Source organism: Paenalcaligenes sp. GW821-LYS-B07-1, assembly GCF_058803365.1.
On the sequence record NZ_CM179516.1, the window covers coordinates 2,215,141 to 2,231,122 of the forward strand.

Annotated in this window: 13 protein-coding genes and 5 tRNA genes; 7 read left to right on the top strand and 11 right to left on the bottom strand. The window is 49.0% G+C overall.

Going from position 1 to position 15,982, the window contains the following annotated elements; all coding sequences use genetic code 11:
• Nucleotides 1-7: 7 nt before the first annotated feature.
• Nucleotides 8-814 (bottom strand): energy transducer TonB, encoded by an 807-nt coding sequence (locus AC3QL0_RS10595; RefSeq protein WP_493008457.1) that lies wholly within the window; start codon nucleotides 812-814, stop codon nucleotides 8-10.
• 144 nt (nucleotides 815-958) lie between these two features.
• Nucleotides 959-2,020 (bottom strand): sulfate/molybdate ABC transporter ATP-binding protein, encoded by a 1,062-nt coding sequence (locus AC3QL0_RS10600; protein ID WP_493008458.1) that lies wholly within the window; start codon nucleotides 2,018-2,020, stop codon nucleotides 959-961.
• Nucleotides 2,021-2,291: 271 nt separating this feature from the next.
• On the opposite strand from AC3QL0_RS10600, the gene AC3QL0_RS10605 reads away from it, so the two are divergent.
• Nucleotides 2,292-3,065: a MipA/OmpV family protein gene (locus AC3QL0_RS10605; RefSeq protein ID WP_493008459.1), complete on the top strand. Its 774-nt coding sequence runs from the start codon at nucleotides 2,292-2,294 to the stop codon at nucleotides 3,063-3,065.
• 477 nt (nucleotides 3,066-3,542) lie between these two features.
• Here the strand turns inward: AC3QL0_RS10605 and AC3QL0_RS10610 are convergent.
• The 8 genes from AC3QL0_RS10610 to AC3QL0_RS10645 form a co-directional block, all read right to left on the bottom strand.
• Nucleotides 3,543-3,618, bottom strand: a tRNA-Val gene (locus AC3QL0_RS10610).
• Between the two features lie 343 nt (nucleotides 3,619-3,961).
• A tRNA-Val gene (locus tag AC3QL0_RS10615) sits at nucleotides 3,962-4,037 on the bottom strand.
• 81 nt (nucleotides 4,038-4,118) lie between these two features.
• On the bottom strand, nucleotides 4,119-4,391 hold the full coding sequence (locus AC3QL0_RS10620; protein ID WP_135864891.1) for an HU family DNA-binding protein: 273 nt from the start codon (nucleotides 4,389-4,391) through the stop codon (nucleotides 4,119-4,121).
• A 297-nt stretch (nucleotides 4,392-4,688) separates the two neighbouring features.
• Entirely contained in the window at nucleotides 4,689-5,924 is a 1,236-nt protein-coding gene (locus tag AC3QL0_RS10625) for a cystathionine gamma-synthase family protein (RefSeq protein ID WP_493008460.1), read from the bottom strand.
• Nucleotides 5,925-6,059: 135 nt separating this feature from the next.
• The gene (gene rlmB, locus AC3QL0_RS10630; RefSeq protein ID WP_493008461.1) at nucleotides 6,060-6,809 is read right to left on the bottom strand and encodes a 23S rRNA (guanosine(2251)-2'-O)-methyltransferase RlmB; all 750 of its coding nucleotides are present in this window, start codon (nucleotides 6,807-6,809) and stop codon (nucleotides 6,060-6,062) included.
• Nucleotides 6,810-6,823: 14 nt separating this feature from the next.
• Nucleotides 6,824-9,244 (bottom strand): ribonuclease R, encoded by a 2,421-nt coding sequence (gene rnr / locus AC3QL0_RS10635; protein WP_493010980.1) that lies wholly within the window; start codon nucleotides 9,242-9,244, stop codon nucleotides 6,824-6,826.
• 258 nt (nucleotides 9,245-9,502) lie between these two features.
• Nucleotides 9,503-9,587 (bottom strand) — tRNA-Leu (locus AC3QL0_RS10640).
• A 77-nt stretch (nucleotides 9,588-9,664) separates the two neighbouring features.
• Nucleotides 9,665-9,749 (bottom strand) — tRNA-Leu (locus AC3QL0_RS10645).
• A 110-nt stretch (nucleotides 9,750-9,859) separates the two neighbouring features.
• Here AC3QL0_RS10645 and AC3QL0_RS10650 point away from each other — a divergent pair.
• Nucleotides 9,860-10,657 carry an RIO1 family regulatory kinase/ATPase domain-containing protein gene (locus AC3QL0_RS10650; RefSeq protein WP_493008462.1) on the top strand — a complete coding sequence of 266 codons (798 nt, stop codon included), beginning with the start codon at nucleotides 9,860-9,862 and terminating at the stop codon, nucleotides 10,655-10,657.
• A 53-nt stretch (nucleotides 10,658-10,710) separates the two neighbouring features.
• Entirely contained in the window at nucleotides 10,711-11,733 is a 1,023-nt protein-coding gene (locus AC3QL0_RS10655; protein WP_493008463.1) for a PTS sugar transporter subunit IIC, read from the top strand.
• Between the two features lie 26 nt (nucleotides 11,734-11,759).
• On the opposite strand, the gene AC3QL0_RS10660 is transcribed toward AC3QL0_RS10655, so the two are convergent.
• Entirely contained in the window at nucleotides 11,760-12,548 is a 789-nt protein-coding gene (locus AC3QL0_RS10660; RefSeq protein ID WP_493008464.1) for a siderophore-interacting protein, read from the bottom strand.
• A gap of 135 nt (nucleotides 12,549-12,683) precedes the next feature.
• Here AC3QL0_RS10660 and dtd point away from each other — a divergent pair, with 135 nt between their 5' ends.
• From dtd to AC3QL0_RS10680, 4 genes are all read left to right on the top strand, one after another.
• Nucleotides 12,684-13,124 carry a D-aminoacyl-tRNA deacylase gene (gene dtd, locus AC3QL0_RS10665; protein ID WP_135864901.1) on the top strand — a complete coding sequence of 147 codons (441 nt, stop codon included), beginning with the start codon at nucleotides 12,684-12,686 and terminating at the stop codon, nucleotides 13,122-13,124.
• Between the two features lie 11 nt (nucleotides 13,125-13,135).
• Entirely contained in the window at nucleotides 13,136-13,543 is a 408-nt protein-coding gene (locus AC3QL0_RS10670; protein WP_493008465.1) for an HIT domain-containing protein, read from the top strand.
• A 383-nt stretch (nucleotides 13,544-13,926) separates the two neighbouring features.
• Nucleotides 13,927-15,657, top strand: coding sequence for an FMN-binding glutamate synthase family protein (locus AC3QL0_RS10675; RefSeq protein ID WP_493008466.1), 1,731 nt, complete (start codon nucleotides 13,927-13,929; stop codon nucleotides 15,655-15,657).
• Between the two features lie 121 nt (nucleotides 15,658-15,778).
• Nucleotides 15,779-15,855, top strand: a tRNA-Met gene (locus tag AC3QL0_RS10680).
• Nucleotides 15,856-15,982 lie beyond the last annotated feature (127 nt).

Here is a 15,982-nt window from a genome sequence, read left to right on the forward strand (position 1 = left end):
TTACGTCCTATAAAACAAAATCAAATGGGATATCGGCCATAGCACGATATGCCACGCCATTTTCGGTATAAGGTTTGAACTGCGCACGACGTACCGCACTAATAGCGGCATCATCCAATCGGCTATGCCCTGATGATGTTCGTACACTCACATCAAGCACTGAACCCTCGGTAGAGATCAGTACACGCACGATCACACGCCCCTGTTCACGGCGTCGTTCTGACGCACGCGGGTACACAGGTTGCGGTGGCGGCCCCAAGTAATTCACTTGGCTAATCACTCTAGGTCTATTCGGGTCTACAGTTTGTGCGGCTTGCTGACCACCAGCTTGTGTTGTGCTAGGGTTTTCAGTTGCCACGTTACGTGTAGCGGGTGCAGCCGGTTGCTCCACAGGTTCTGGCCTAGGTGTAGGCTCTGGACGGGGCTGTGGTCTTGGTTTAGGCTTTGGTTTGGGTTTAGGCTGAACAACTGGCTCAGGAATCACAGGGTCTTCCACTACAGGTTCTGGCTCAGGTTCCGGCTCTACTTCTTCTTCCGGCTCGGGCTCCGGCTCTTCTTCTACAATTTCTTCAGGCTCGGGCAGCTGTTCAATTTCCGCTTGTGCCAATTGGGGTTCGCCGGGATCAGGATCAGGAAACTCCAGTAAATCCACACCAACGATTTGTTCCATGGCTGGCTCGCCAACCATTTTAGGCTCATCACTCATGAACACGGTGGCCAATACACCTGCATGTAAACCCAGAGCTATAGCGAGCGCTGTGCCTTTGAGGATCCAGCGTGAGCTACCGGTATAAGAGGTGTGAAGCTGCTGCATAATCAATTCAGGAAATGTTAGCCCACAAAGTTGGGGAACCTGCTTAAAAGCAAAACGCCATAGTAACAGTAATGCTAACTATTCTCAATAACAGAATAAAGAAAAGCGAGATAAGCAAACCTCATCTCGCTCAATCAATATTAGTTAGGCTGGGAAAACTTTAAACTTCCGTGGCCTAGCAACCGCCTGCATGCCCTCTTTCAGTGCCAAACCCGCCCAGGTTAACTGATCAAACTCGGCTTCCCACGATTGATCTTGGTGCGGCAATTTTAATTCAGCACGTACCATCCCGCCCAAAGGAATCACACGATCTATTTGTACTGACACACCAGGCGCTGAAGTGGTATTTAGCAAATCAATGTCATGCGGCCGTACAAAACCCACTACATTCCCTTCTTTCTGGGTAGCGCCAAAATCCATAGAAAACTGGCCTAGATCAGGGTCGGCCTTAAAAGTACCAGACTGCACCACGCCAGGCAGACGGTTCGCCGCGCCCAAGAACTCATACACAAACGGAGAGGCAGGGTGCTCATACACCTCTTGCGGATTGCCCTGCTGCTCTACATGACCTTTGTTCAACACCACGATACGGTCAGCAACCTCGATGGCCTCTTCCTGATCGTGTGTCACAAACAGCGTACTGATATGTAACTCGTCGTGTAACCGCCGTAACCAACTACGCAGCTCTTTACGAACTTTTGCATCCAGTGCACCAAAAGGCTCATCTAACAACAGCACTTTAGGTTCAACAGCTAATGCTCTTGCCAACGCAATACGCTGGCGCTGACCTCCAGACAAAGCTGCCGGGTATCGATCACCTAACCAGTCCAGTTGCACCAGCTCAAGCAGGGCTTGCACACGACGTTTAATCTCTGCTTCATCCAAGCGCTCTTTACGCGGCTTCACACGCAAGCCAAACGCCACGTTATCAAACACCGTCATGTGTCTGAATAACGCATAATGCTGAAATACAAAACCTACTTGGCGCTCACGCGTCCCCACAGAAGCCATGTTCTGGCCATTGATTACCACCTGTCCAGCATCCGCATGCTCTAAACCCGCCACAATGCGCAACAACGTCGTTTTACCGCAGCCTGACGGCCCGAGTAAGGCCACCAGCTCGCCATCAGGGAAGTCCAGCGTCACATCGTGCAGTGCTGTAAATGAACCAAACTGTTTGCGTAAATTCCGTACTTCTATACTCATGAGTACATCTCGGTGAGCGTGATGATAAAAGCCAAGTCTATCAAGCCCCTTCATATACAAGAACGAATAAATGAATTTTTACTTATTACTTTTAATTATTTAAGAATATGCAAAACTGTCTTTTACAAAGAAAAAAACCTTAACACAACAAAGCGAATTACGAGTCGCTTTGCTGTATAAAACACGGTAAGATAAGGCCACTACGATCAGGGTGCGGCAACCCTTATAGGTAGCCCCCTGTCCATATTCATTGACCGTATTCGTTTCTATCATGTCTGTATTCTCATCTGCACGCAAAACACTGCTTTGCTCTACCGCAGCAATTACCTTAGGTTTACTTTCAACGGGGCTACACGCCAAAAACACCATTGGTGTAGGTGTAGGTTTTATCCCTAAATACGAAGGTTCCGAAGACTACCGCGCCTTACCCTCCCCCATCATTAACTATAAAAATGGTAATTTCTTTATCTCCCCTCGCGCCGGCCTTCCTAGCGCAGGCTGGGAGACTAAAATTACCCATGACTGGAGTGCCGGTGTATTTCTAGGTCTGGGGCTTGGCCGTCGTGCCAGCATGTCTTCCCATCTAACTGGTACAGACCGCATCAAGTTTCATGGCAATGCTGGCGTATTTACTGAATGGCGTCCAGGCAACTGGGCCCTAGGCGCTGCTTATTACCAAGCCTTGCACAACGGTTACGGCGGCGTAGCTGAGTTCCGTGGCTCATACCAAGTATGGTCTGTAGCAGGCACTACTTTCCGCATAGGCGCAAACACCGAATGGGCCAGCGGCGATTCCATGAAAACATTCTTTGGTGTGAAACAACATGAAGCCAACGCTAGCGGTGGTCGTCTGACTCGCTACAACCCTTCATCCGGTTTCAAATCCGCCTCCTTGTTTGGCACTTGGAACCAAGAGTTGAGCCAGAACTGGAATCTGATAGGTGTTTTGGGCTTTAAGCGCTTGCTAGGCGATGCTGCAGATAGCCCAATCGTTGAAGACAAAACCAGTGTGTTTGGTAGCGTAGGTGTAACCTACTCGTTCTAAGCCGTTAACTGCTTCTCTGTAGTACGAAGAAGTACATTAACTGCTATAGAAAAAAAGAGCCTCTTTATGGGGCTCTTTTTATGCCTACGTGACACAGCAGAATAACGTAGAACAGATGTCGCTCTAGCTACGGCCTTAAGATCATTGCCGCTGTGGAGACAGCGTATTTTGAATCCTCATTGATGGAGATTCGTTTACAGACGCCCATCACTCACACTACTCAGACAGCACTTATACCCCAAACCAAGCCCAGACATGTTTATAGCAGCTCAGAAGAACATTCCTATTAAACCAGCCATCCATACTCTGCATGGATTTTGGAGCTTGGCATAACAAGGCACTGATCTTGCAGTCTATACAATGACCATGAATAGCTAACTATCTCTTACGCAACAGAATAGAATGATAGAAAACAAAAAAGCCCTGACGCTTTCACGTTAGGGCTTCTCGTTGCAAGGTTTTTTCACATCAAACAAATGGTGGGTGCTGAGGGGATCGAACCCCCGACCTACGCCTTGTAAGGGCGCCGCTCTACCAGCTGAGCTAAGCACCCATTTGGTTTGCTGTGTACCGAACCAAGAACATAAGTATAAGATGCTTTTGCAAACTCTGTCAACAGTTATTTGATAAATTTACTAACATTTCTCTATACGTTTGTTTTCATCGCTTCAGGTCTATATGGCAAGCCTTGAAGTCATCTCCAAGCCCGCCCTACTTTAAAGTGAGCAACTAGAAGTCAGACGGCAACGGTAAAGTTGAATTCTACCTATACTACATAGCAGCTATGAGAAAGCAGCTTCAATGCTTGCGCAAAATCCCAAACGACAGAAAACAAAAAAGCCCTGACGCTTTCACGTTAGGGCTTCACTTTGCTTGGTTTTTCACATCAAATCAAATGGTGGGTGCTGAGGGGATCGAACCCCCGACCTACGCCTTGTAAGGGCGCCGCTCTACCAGCTGAGCTAAGCACCCATTTGGTTTGTTGTGTTCCGAACCAGAAACAGAAGTATAGGATCGTTTTTAAAACCTTGCAAGTACTTTTTGAAAGATTTATTAATTTACTGCATCTTTCAGTGCTTTACCTGGACGGAACTTAGGCACAACGGCTTTTTCGATCTCGATTGTTTCGCCTGTACGTGGGTTACGGCCTGTGCGAGCAGCGCGCTCGGACACAGCAAAAGTACCGAAACCAACCAGCGTTACGGTGTCCTTTTCTTTTAATGTGGTGGTAACCGCATCGATGAACGCATCCAATGCGCGTCCAGCATCTGCTTTGGACAGGTCAGCCTTGTTAGAAATGAAGTCGATAAGCTCGGTTTTGTTCATTTAAGGAATACCCCTGATGTTTGTAATTGCCGCCCACAAAATTCGGAACAGCTTAAGCTAAAAAATAGCCACGCCTTTCAAGTGCACATAGCGCCCTATTTTATTGAGCGCTGTACCTGACGGTTCATGATGTGTCTCGTAGCGAGCTAAGCCGTATTAAGCCTTTGAATCAGTACCCTGTCAAGCAATTAATGCTCTGTAACCCGCATATTTACTGATGTTTTCATATTTCTCGTATTCATGTAACGATTTTCAAGGCCAACCCTTAACTCTGATCCAAAAATATGCTAAAAGCCCTTAGCGCAGCTCTAAAGCCTGAGAAAAATCGCCCTCAAGATCGGCATAATCTTCAATTCCGATGGAAATTCGTAAAAGATTATCGGCAATTCCCATCAAAGCACGCTGCTCTGCACCCATCTCATAGTAGATGGTATGAGCCACAGGAAGCGTGAGGCTACGCGTATCACCCAAGTGCGTAGCCAAGGCCACTACCTGCAAGCGATTCAAGAAATCAAAGACATCAATATCAGCGGCCAGCTCTACGGCCAAAAGCGCCCCAAAATGCCCATCAAAGAGCTGCTGAGCACGCTCATGCTGAGGGTGAGAGTCTAGACCTGGGTACTTCACAGCTGTCACACGTGGATGCTGCGCTAAGAAATGCGCCAAACGATTGGCGTTATCACAGGCTTTTTGCATGCGTAGTGGCAAGGTCTCTGCCCCCACCGAGATACGATGCGCGGCGTCTGAGGATAAGGTAGCCCCCATATCGCGCAAACCTTTTTTCTTGATCTGGGTAAGCCCCCAAGACTGCGGATTGCCCTGTCTATAGACCGAGGCAATATTCGGGTAATCAGACCAATTAAACAGGCCTGTATCCGTTACCATGCCACCCAATGCCTGACCATGCCCTGCAATGTATTTGGACAGCGAGTTCATGACTAACGACGCCTCTACGCTGCGCCCTGTCAGCAACCACGGCGTGGAGAGCGTGTTATCCAACACATACAGCAAGCCCTCTTGCTGGCACCACCCACCTATACCCTGCAGGTCGGCAATTTGCGTCCCGGGGTTAGCAATGGTTTCCGTAAAAACCATGCGAGTATTGGATTTGCGGGCTGCACGTACATGCTCTACATCGGTAGCATCTACCAACGTGACTTCTACACCAAAACCCTGCAGTGTTAACAGCAGGCTGTTGGTATTGCCAAAAATATACTTACTGGAAATCAGGTGATCGCCTGCTTTAAGAAGGGTCAAGAAAATGGCGCTGAGCGCAGCCATGCCAGACGCAAAACTGACGCTTGCTGTGCCCTGCTCCATTTTGGTGACTTGTTTTTCTAGCGCCGCTGTAGTGGGCGTGCCTTGGCGAGCATAGCTAAACCCCGCCTTTCCTTGAAATACTGCCGCCAATTCTCGCGCATCAGAAAATGCATACTCAGTAGAGGGATGTAGCGGTTGATGTACTGCACCGCACTCACTACCTTGGCGGCGATCGGAATGTATTACTTCGGTTGTAAACCCATTTGCAGACATATATGTACTCAACAAGTACATGTAGGCACACCCTATGCCTACATGTGGACGTCATCAAACTATTCATTATGACGGCTTATCTGCATAGGGGAAGTTAGTTACTTATACATTATGGCTATATATGTATATAACCGGTTACGCCCCTACCTGACGCTGACGCACCGTTTCATACAAGCATACCGCGCTGGCCACACTCACGTTTAAGCTTTCTACAGAACCTAACATGGGGATAGAAACCAACTCATCACACGTTTCACGCACCAAGCGACGCATACCCTCACCTTCCGCCCCCATCACCCACGCCATCGCTGCACGCGCATCAACAGCATGTAAGCTGTGCGTAGCTTCGTCGTCTGTACCCACTAACCAAATGTCACGATCCTTAAGCTCACGCATGGTGCGCGCCAAGTTCGTTACCGTCAGATACGGTACTGTTTCTGCCGCCCCGCAGGCCACACGACGCACCGTAGCATTCAAGCCCACAGCGCGATCACGCGGCGCAATCACTGCATGACAACCTGCAGCGTCTGCAGTACGCAAACAGGCGCCCAAATTATGCGGATCTGTTACGCCATCCAATAACAATAAGAAGGCTTTTTCTTTACGGTCTTCTACCTGATCCAGCAGCTCGTCTAGATCCAACGCCAGTGCCACTTCTTTGGCCAATGCCACAACACCTTGATGGCGCACACCCTGGCTAATACCATCTAGGCGCTTTTTATCCACGAACATAACGCGAATGCCACGCCCTTGAGCCTGATCCACAAAGGCCTGCATGCGCTTATCACGCCGACCCTCTTCTACATAGAGTTCCTGAATAGACTCAAGCGCATGGCGCATGCGCGATTGTATGGCATGAAAACCCGCCAATACCTGCAATGACATACTGTTCCTTCTTACTAGCGTTTAACCCGCTTTTTTGCAGCGCGGGCTTTAATGTTTTTATCGCGTGCGGCTGCTTTGGCGGCTTTACGCGCTGTAGCTCGTCGCTCACTGGACGTGCCTTTTAAAGCTTTAGGTTTGGCTGGCGCCGCTTTTTTCTGTGGCTTACCACGAGCATTCTCGTTAGAAGGTGACATCAAAGCTTCGTAGCCCGTACCTTTCACCAAACGAAAATCAATGCGGCGCGCTTCAAGATCAACACGAGCAACCTGCACTTGCACAGCATCTGTCAGCTTATAACGTATGCCTGTACGCTCACCACGTAGATCGTGGCTAGCTTCGTTAAAGACAAAGTAATCTGCCCCTAACTCAGAGATATGCACCAAGCCTTCCACATACAGCGCATCCAGCGTGATAAACAAACCGAAGTTAGCAACGCCAGTGATCTTCCCGCTGAACTCTTCACCTATATGCTCTTTGACAAAGTAACATTTCAGCCAAGCCTGTACATCGTAAGACGCCTCATCAGCACGACGCTCACGCGCAGATAACATCACACCTAAGCGTTCCCACTTAGATTGCTCACGTTTGGACGCACTAAGTTTAGACTCGCCCGCCTCATCTGGTAGATCAGGCTCGTAAGGCTTGCCTTGCAAAATGCTCTTGATGACACGATGTGTCAGCAAGTCAGGGTAACGGCGAATAGGGGACGTAAAGTGCGTGTACAACTTATAGGCCAAACCAAAGTGCCCCAGCTTTTCAGGGCTGTAGACGGCTTGCTGCATAGAGCGCAAGCACATGGTTTGAATAATCTCGAAATCGCTACGACCACGCACACTTTGAATGAGCTTGGCGTAATCTTCAGTACCCGGCTCATCACCACCTTCTAAGTACAAGCCCAACGTACGCAAGAAATCACGCAACTTCTGCAGTTTTTCAGGCGTAGGCCCTTCGTGTACTCTATATAGACCTTGTCGGCGATGGCGACTCATGAAGTCAGCAGCACATGTGTTAGCCGCCAACATAAATTCTTCAATCAGCTTGTGTGCATCATTACGCACCAACGGCTCAATACGCTCGATGCGACCCAATGGGTTACATACGATTTTAGTTTCTACCGTATCAAACTCGATAGCACCCCGCACACGACGCTGCCCTGCCAACTTGCGGTACAACTCGTAAGCTGTATGCAATTGCGGCAAGACCTCAGCCATTTCTTGTGCCGCGGGACCATCAGGCTGTTGCAGCGCTCCCCACACCCCTGTGTAGGTAGTACGCGCATGCGAATGAATCACTGCTTCGTAAAACTGATAGGCCGTCACCGTACCGGCCGTGGCTCCCTCAGCAGGGATAATCATGTCGCACACCAACACCAAGCGATCAACGCCAGGATTCAACGAACAAATACCGTTGGACAGCGACTCCGGCAACATAGGAATCACACGACGCGGGAAGTACACACTGGTACCACGCTCAATCGCATCGCCATCAATACCATCGCCGGGGCGTACATAGTGGCTTACGTCAGCAATCGCCACCAACAAACGCCAACCCGCACGGGGGCGCTTGCCTTGACCTATATCTACTGACTCGCAGTACACGGCGTCATCAAAGTCGCGCGCATCTTCGCCATCAATAGTAATGAAAGGCAGATCACGTAAATCTACTCGACCCTTAAGGTCGTTAGGACGCACCTCGTCAGGCAACCGCTCTGCTTGGCGACGAGCGGCATCACTAAACTCAAAAGGCACATTGAACTTGCGCACAGCAATTTCAATTTCCATACCTGGATCATCGATCTCGCCCAGTACCTCTATCACTTTAGCCATAGGTTGCGTGTGGCGTGCTGGTTGTCTAGTGATCTCTACTACAACCACCTGCCCTGGCTTGGCATTTGCCAAGTCAGCAGGCGCCACATAAATATCGTGCTTGATGCGCTGATCTTCTGGCACCACGGTGTAATTGCCATGCTCCATCACCAAGCGCCCCACCAGTCTATTAGTATGACGCTCTAGCACCTCAACAATCACCGCTTCAGGCTTACCACGATACTCACCATCTGCACGCACCAACACACGGTCGCCATGCAGCACACGCAACATTTCGCGTTGTGACAAATAGAGATCCGGACCGCCCTCATCACGAATTAGAAAACCGAAACCATCTCGATGCCCCTGCACTACTCCCGCAATAAATTGCGAACGAGTATTCAGAGAAATATGACCAGAATCATCAATCATAATTTGCTCATCACGTTGCATTGCCGCTAAACGGCGCTCTGCACCCACAGGTAAAGGAAAACTCATGCCCAGTTTTTTTGCCAATGCGTTAACAGCAATGCCCTTTGGACATGTTCGCAAGAACTGCAAGAATTGTTCCCGACTGGGAATCTGAGGATCGAAATCAGGAGGCGGCGCGTAAGCACCTTGCTCTGACACAGACTCAGGGGCTTTACCCTGATGAGGAGTTTTTTGATTTTTTTTCAGCAAAAGGCTTCCCGTTCAAATTAAGCACTGGAAGGCGGATGCAGCGTATGTACTCACCCAGCTTCCTTGCGTTGAAGTCGCTCATCAAAGTGATAGCATACAATGGTTACCCAGCCTAGTCGGTGAAATTTGCATGGCAACCACCCACCCTCGGGATTTTAAATGCAAAAAAGCCGACTGTTATTTCAACAATCGGCTCTTTTTGGAATTTGGTGCCCAGAAGAGGACTCGAACCTCCACACCTTGCGGCACATGGACCTGAACCATGCGCGTCTACCAATTCCGCCACCTGGGCATTTTTACTACACTACCTCTTTGAAACTAAGCAAATTACATAACTATGTTATGCGGCCAAAAGACTAGTCTTTTGATTGGTGCCCAGGAGAGGACTCGAACCTCCACACCTTGCGGCACATGGACCTGAACCATGCGCGTCTACCAATTCCGCCACCTGGGCTTATCTTTGCTTTCTCAAAGAAGAAAAGATTATAGCAATGCAATTTACGTAAAGCAAGAACTATCCCCTAGGGGCATTCACAAATCTGTCACATCTTCTAAAATGAGCAAATGCTTACAAAAGACCACCCGCTTGCTCAGGCTTTAATTGCCCAGATAGAGCCATTAGTACCACAAAAGCCCATGAGGCCTATCGTACTGCATCACGACGACATCCCTTATGTCGTCAAATTTGCGCGCAAAGAGCCTAGCCGTAAGCTACGTGAAATTAGCAGCGCTTTATTTGGCTCTCTGCTTTTTAAAGTATGGATCAACCCACGCCAACTACGCTTGGGTGGCATTGCGTACGAAGCCAAACGTTTACAGGCACTGAAACAACACGGCATAGCGGTTCCTGAAGTCTTATTGCTGACTCCAGAGTACTTGGTCATGACTCACACAGGCGAGTCTGTGCAAAGCAAACTTTCCCAAACTCCAAAAAATGCGGCCCTATTACAAGGCGTGGTGGACTCATTAATTGAGTTACACACACACCATCAATGGCATGGTGGTGCACAAATACGCAACCTCACCGTCAAAGACCACAAAATTTATCGCATCGATTTTGAGGAAAACACCGGCAACGCTATGCCGCTGCATTTAGCGCAGGCTTATGATGTGTTGCTTTGTTTTAATTCTCTGCTGCACTACCTCAAAGACGACCTAGAGATGGGCAGCAATTTGTTAGCCTGTTATCTGCGTAAAGCCCCAAACGCACAGGTTTTACAAGCCCTGCAACAGGTAAATCGCCATCTACAACGATTACAACGTGTACTTCTGCCGCTGATGACGCGCAAACTTCGCCAAGGCAAAGACGTGCGCCGCACTGTATTTTTCGCACAAATACTGCAACAAGCGCTATCCCTCTAGCCCTGCCTTCCTATACACTTAGCAGATCTTATTTATACTCAAAGTGAGTTTATATGTCTGTAGCGGCTTTTTTACGGTCACGGAACATTGAGTTTTCCCTGCAACGATACGGTATCCAAACCCTGAACTACATGACCCTTGGGTTATTCAGCTCGCTGGTTATTGGACTGATTTTAAAAACCGTAGGCAATTGGATGGATTTACCTTGGCTGATAGAGGTAGGAGCCATGGCTCAATCCGGTATGGGGGCCGCTATTGGTGTAGGGATTGCCTACGGCCTACAAGCACCACCTATGGTGTTATTTGCCAGCGCCATCGTTGGCACCCTAGCCGTAAAAGTAGGCGGTGGCCCTGTAGGATGTTTTGTTGCTGTAGCGATTAGCACAGAGCTTAGCAAGCTAGTACATAAAAGCACGCCTATAGATATTATCGCTACGCCTGCCAGCGCTCTGATCAGTGGCGCGCTCATTGCATCGTGGGTAGCCCCGTGGCTAGGCGATATGATGCGCACCACCGGTGAAACCATTGAATGGGCCATTACTCTACAGCCTTTCTTTATGAGCATCATTATTGCTGTGGTTATGGGTATTATCCTGACCAGCCCAATGTCCAGTGCCGCACTCGCTATTTCACTACAACTAGGGGGACTAGCCGGCGGAGCCGCCACCATTGGTTGCTGCGCACAAATGGTAGGCTTCGCAGCGATGAGCTATAAAGAAAATGGCACATCAGGCTTATTGGGTATTGGTTTAGGCACCAGCATGTTGCAGCTACCTAATATAGTACGCAACCCGTTTATTTTGATCCCACCCGTTTTAGCCTCGGCTATTCTGGCCCCTATAGGCGCATTGGTTTTTGACATGCGCAATATTCCTACTGGATCAGGCATGGGCACCAGCGGTTTAGTAGGTCAAGTGGGTACATTAGAGGCGATGGGTTACAGCAGCTCGGTATGGATTTCTATTGCGCTGCTGCACTTCATTTTTCCAGCTGCACTATGCTTGTTGTTTGCCTGGCTAGGCAGACGTTTGGGCTGGATTAAAGCAGGCGACTTAACACTGCACACAGATAAATAAGTCACCCACCCTATACTGGCGTTGCGTTATTCGTCGCGACGCCAGTAGCTAGAAACTTTAACTCGGGATGCATCCAAGCCAAAATGCTGCATCAAGGCCTCACGCACAGGCCCCACTTGAGAGTACTCTACAGCACCCCACGCAAAACCTTCGCCTTGTTTAGTGGCTGTCAGCGACTGCAAGGTAGTGAGTATTTTTTGACGTGCCGCATCGCCGTTAGACTCCACCACCCAATGCACATCAATATCCGCTGCACTAGACAATGGCATTCGGGCGTCTTCATGGTTGATCGCCACAACAACACTTACTTTTGTGCCTTGTTTGAGTTCGCGTAGTCGGCGAGTGATCGCCGGCAATGCCGTTTCATCACCCACCAATACCTGCCAATCAAAAACAGTAGGGATCAACATTGAGCCGCGCGGGCCTGCCATTAACAGTCTATCGCCTTCTTTGGCTCGCTCTGCCCATGTGGATGCTACGCCTGTGCCGTGCAAGACAAAATCAATCACCATTTCGCAGGCTTGATTGTCATATGCCAGGGGGGTGTAGTCGCGCATAACCGGCTTAGCCTGACCTTCTTCAAATACTAAGCCACGCTCACCCACTTGCGGCACAGCCAACTCTTGCCCAGCCTGCTCCGAAAACAGCAGTTTTACGTGATCATCAAAGCCTGGGGAGTAAAAATCTTGCAGGTCATCACCCTGCAACGTGATACGCGCCATGTGCGGCGTAGGTCTAGTAATAGACTTTACCCACGCGCTGCGTACTTTAATAGGATGGATCTGTTTTTCTATGTGATACGATGATTCTTGCACAATAATATTCCTTACAAATCGCGGCACACACAATCTGCATGCTGCTGTCTCTTTCTAGTCCTTGATCGTGATCACAAATAGTAAACTATTCTCATTCTCGATTCAAACTTACCCTTACTTTGTGGAGCCTGCCTCATGTTAGCGCTGGTACAACGCGTTAAGTCAGCCAGCGTCACTATTGCTGACACCGAAGTAGCCCGCATTCAGGCTGGCATGATGGTATTAGTTTGCGCAGAACCCTCAGACACCCCAGAAACCGCAGACAACTTGCTAAATAAGCTGCTCAAATTGCGCATCTTTGATGATGAAGACGGCAAAATGAATCTTAGCTTGCAGCAAACCCAAGGCGGTCTCTTATTAGTAAGTCAGTTTACGCTGGCCGCAGACACGAGCCGAGGGAATCGCCCTAGCTTTATGCGCGCAGCGCCACCTGAATTAGGGCGCTTCCTTTTTACCTATTTGGTAGACAAAGCCAAAACCATGCATCACACCGTAGGCGCAGGCGTTTTTGGTGCCGACATGCAGGTAGCATTAGTCAATAACGGTCCCGTCACCCTTCCTTTGCATATTCAATAGGGCTTTCATTCATGTTTACGTTACACCCCACACTGGCTGCAGACACACTGGAAATTGGAGACCTGCCGCTGTGCAAAGTACTGCTCATGAATGATCAACACTACCCTTGGGTCATTCTGGTACCTAGACAAGCCGATATACGCGAGACCTTTGATCTTTCTAGCGCTGATCAACAACGCCTCTGGGAAGAGACCAACCTCGTCGCGCAGCGTATGCATACGTACTACCAAGCCAATAAAATGAATATCGCTACGCTGGGAAACATGGTGCCCCAATTGCACATGCACGTGATTGCTAGACACCACCAAGACCCTGCTTGGCCTAGCCCAGTTTGGGGTAAACAACCCGCTTTGCCTTACCCCCCTTCCAATCACCAAACCCTGCTCGACACACTGCGCAATCTTTTACTGAAATCCTGATTTTTTGCTGCATCGCAATAACAGTTTCTGTAATTATTTTTATAATTTCATAACTTTTTTTCCTGATTAGAGAAAAGAGCCACTTTGTAAAAATTGTACAGAGCCAGTGTCGTTTTAACGCTCTTCACACGGCGTGATGCCACCTCACAGCCATAGAAGTTTGCGTGGCTTTTACAAAACCCATAAAATCCATTGATAACAAACAGTTATACAGGAAGCATGCAACTTATTCGTATCGCTTTTGTCTATGCTTTACGTTGTACTGGCATTGCCAAGGGTAGACCCCCTGTCTTCCGTTAATCATTCCTGTATATACTTTATTTTCTGTACTTTAGTCTCACCAAAACCGCTGTAAATTTACTAGGAAGCTTGGAGCTTTTTTCATGCATCGCTTACTGACGCGCTACACCGCCCTTTACGTCGTATTTCTGGGCACCGTCGTGTTCACTATCTTGTCTATCACCAATACGGCATGGTGGCTTATTTTGGCCCTGCCATTTATTGGTCTATCCATCCTAGGTCTAGTCGACCTAAAACAAACGCGTCATGCCATCCGCAGAAACTACCCTGTGATTGGTAACTTGCGCTTCCTATTCGAATTCATCCGTCCGGAAATCCGCCAGTACTTTATTGAAGGTGACAACCAAGAGTCCCCCTTCTCTCGTGCTGAACGTTCTCTGGTGTACCAACGCGCTAAGCAACAAGAAGATAAGTTGCCCTTTGGTACGCAACAAGAAATCTACGGCAGTGGCTACGAGTGGATTAACCACTCTATGCAGCCCTGTCAGATCCCTGATAGCAATTTCCGCACACTGGTGGGCGGCCCTGATTGCACCAAGCCTTACTCCATGTCGGTATTTAATATCTCCGCCATGAGTTTTGGTGCGCTGTCAGCTAACGCCGTGATGGCGCTGAACAAAGGTGCCGTGATCGGTAACTTTGCTCATGACACCGGCGAAGGCGGTATCAGCCGCTACCACACTATGTATGGTGGTGACTTGGTATGGAACATTGGTTCCGGTTACTTCGGCTGTAGGGACGACAAAGGCAACTTCTCGCCTGAGCGTTTTGCTGAACGTGCTCGCCAAGACAACGTCAAAATGATTGAGATCAAGCTATCTCAAGGTGCTAAGCCTGGCCAAGGCGGTATTTTGCCCGGCGCCAAAGTAACACCTGAGATCGCTGCTGCACGTGAAGTACCGGTATGGCAAGATTGTTTGTCACCCGCCAAACACAGCGCCTTCTCTACGCCTGTTGAACTGCTAGAGTTCGTCGCCAAACTGCGCGAACTGTCTGGCGGTAAACCTGTGGGCTTCAAACTGACTATTGGCCACCCATGGGAATGGTTCGCTATCGCTAAAGCCATGTTGAAAACAGGTATCACACCTGATTTCATCGTGGTTGACGGTGCTGAAGGCGGTACAGGTGCTGCGCCAGTAGAGTTTATTGACCACGTGGGTACTCCACTGCGCGAATCCCTGCGTTTGGTGCATAACACACTGGTAGGTATTGGCCTGCGTGAACGTATCCGTATTGGCGCATCCGGTAAGATCATCAGTGCTTTTGATATGGCTCGTATCATGGCATTGGGTGCAGACTGGTGTAACAGCGCCCGTGGCTTTATGTTTGCTATCGGTTGTATCCAAGCCCTGACTTGCCACACTGGTCGTTGTCCAGTGGGTGTGACCACTCAAGATCCACGCAGACAAGAAGCGCTGGTAGTCTCTGATAAATCACGCCGTGCCGCTAACTACCACAACAACACACTAAAAGCGTTGGCAGACCTGCTGAAAGCCGCTGGTTTGCACCACCCTAACGAACTACGCCCACACCACATTGCTAAGCGTATTCCTAACGGTGAGATTCGCGTGTTGTCCGCCATGTTCCCTGATCTGGAAAAAGGCGAGCTGCTGGAAGGCAACTACCGACAAACTATTTTCCGTGTGGGTTGGCCTATGGCTCAAGCAGAGTCCTTTGAGCCTCTGTACAGCTTGAGTGCTGCATTGTCCGGCCTAGGTACTAAACACCGCCCTGCCAGCATGAATAGCAACGCAGAAGGCCCAACGGTAAAGCCTAGAAACATAGACGATAGCGCTAAAACTGAACAAGCTTAAGCAGTCAAAAGCCCCTTTACCTAGCTGAAGGGGCTTTTTTTATATCTTTTTTCTTCTTTTGTAATATTTCTTCAAAAAGTGCTTGCCAAGATGGAAGTCGTGGTGCTATATTAACGTTCTTGGCTCATTAGCTCAGCCGGTTAGAGCGACGGAATCATAATCCGCAGGTCCCCTGTTCGAATCAGGGATGAGCCACCAAGATTTTCATTGTTTATCAATGACCTAACGCCACCCTCGCCGGTGGCGTTTTGTATTTCTGGCGACCGTTGTGCCGTAAACGTGACGCGGTTCACATATTCGGCTAGGTGATCAGCACTCATATGAG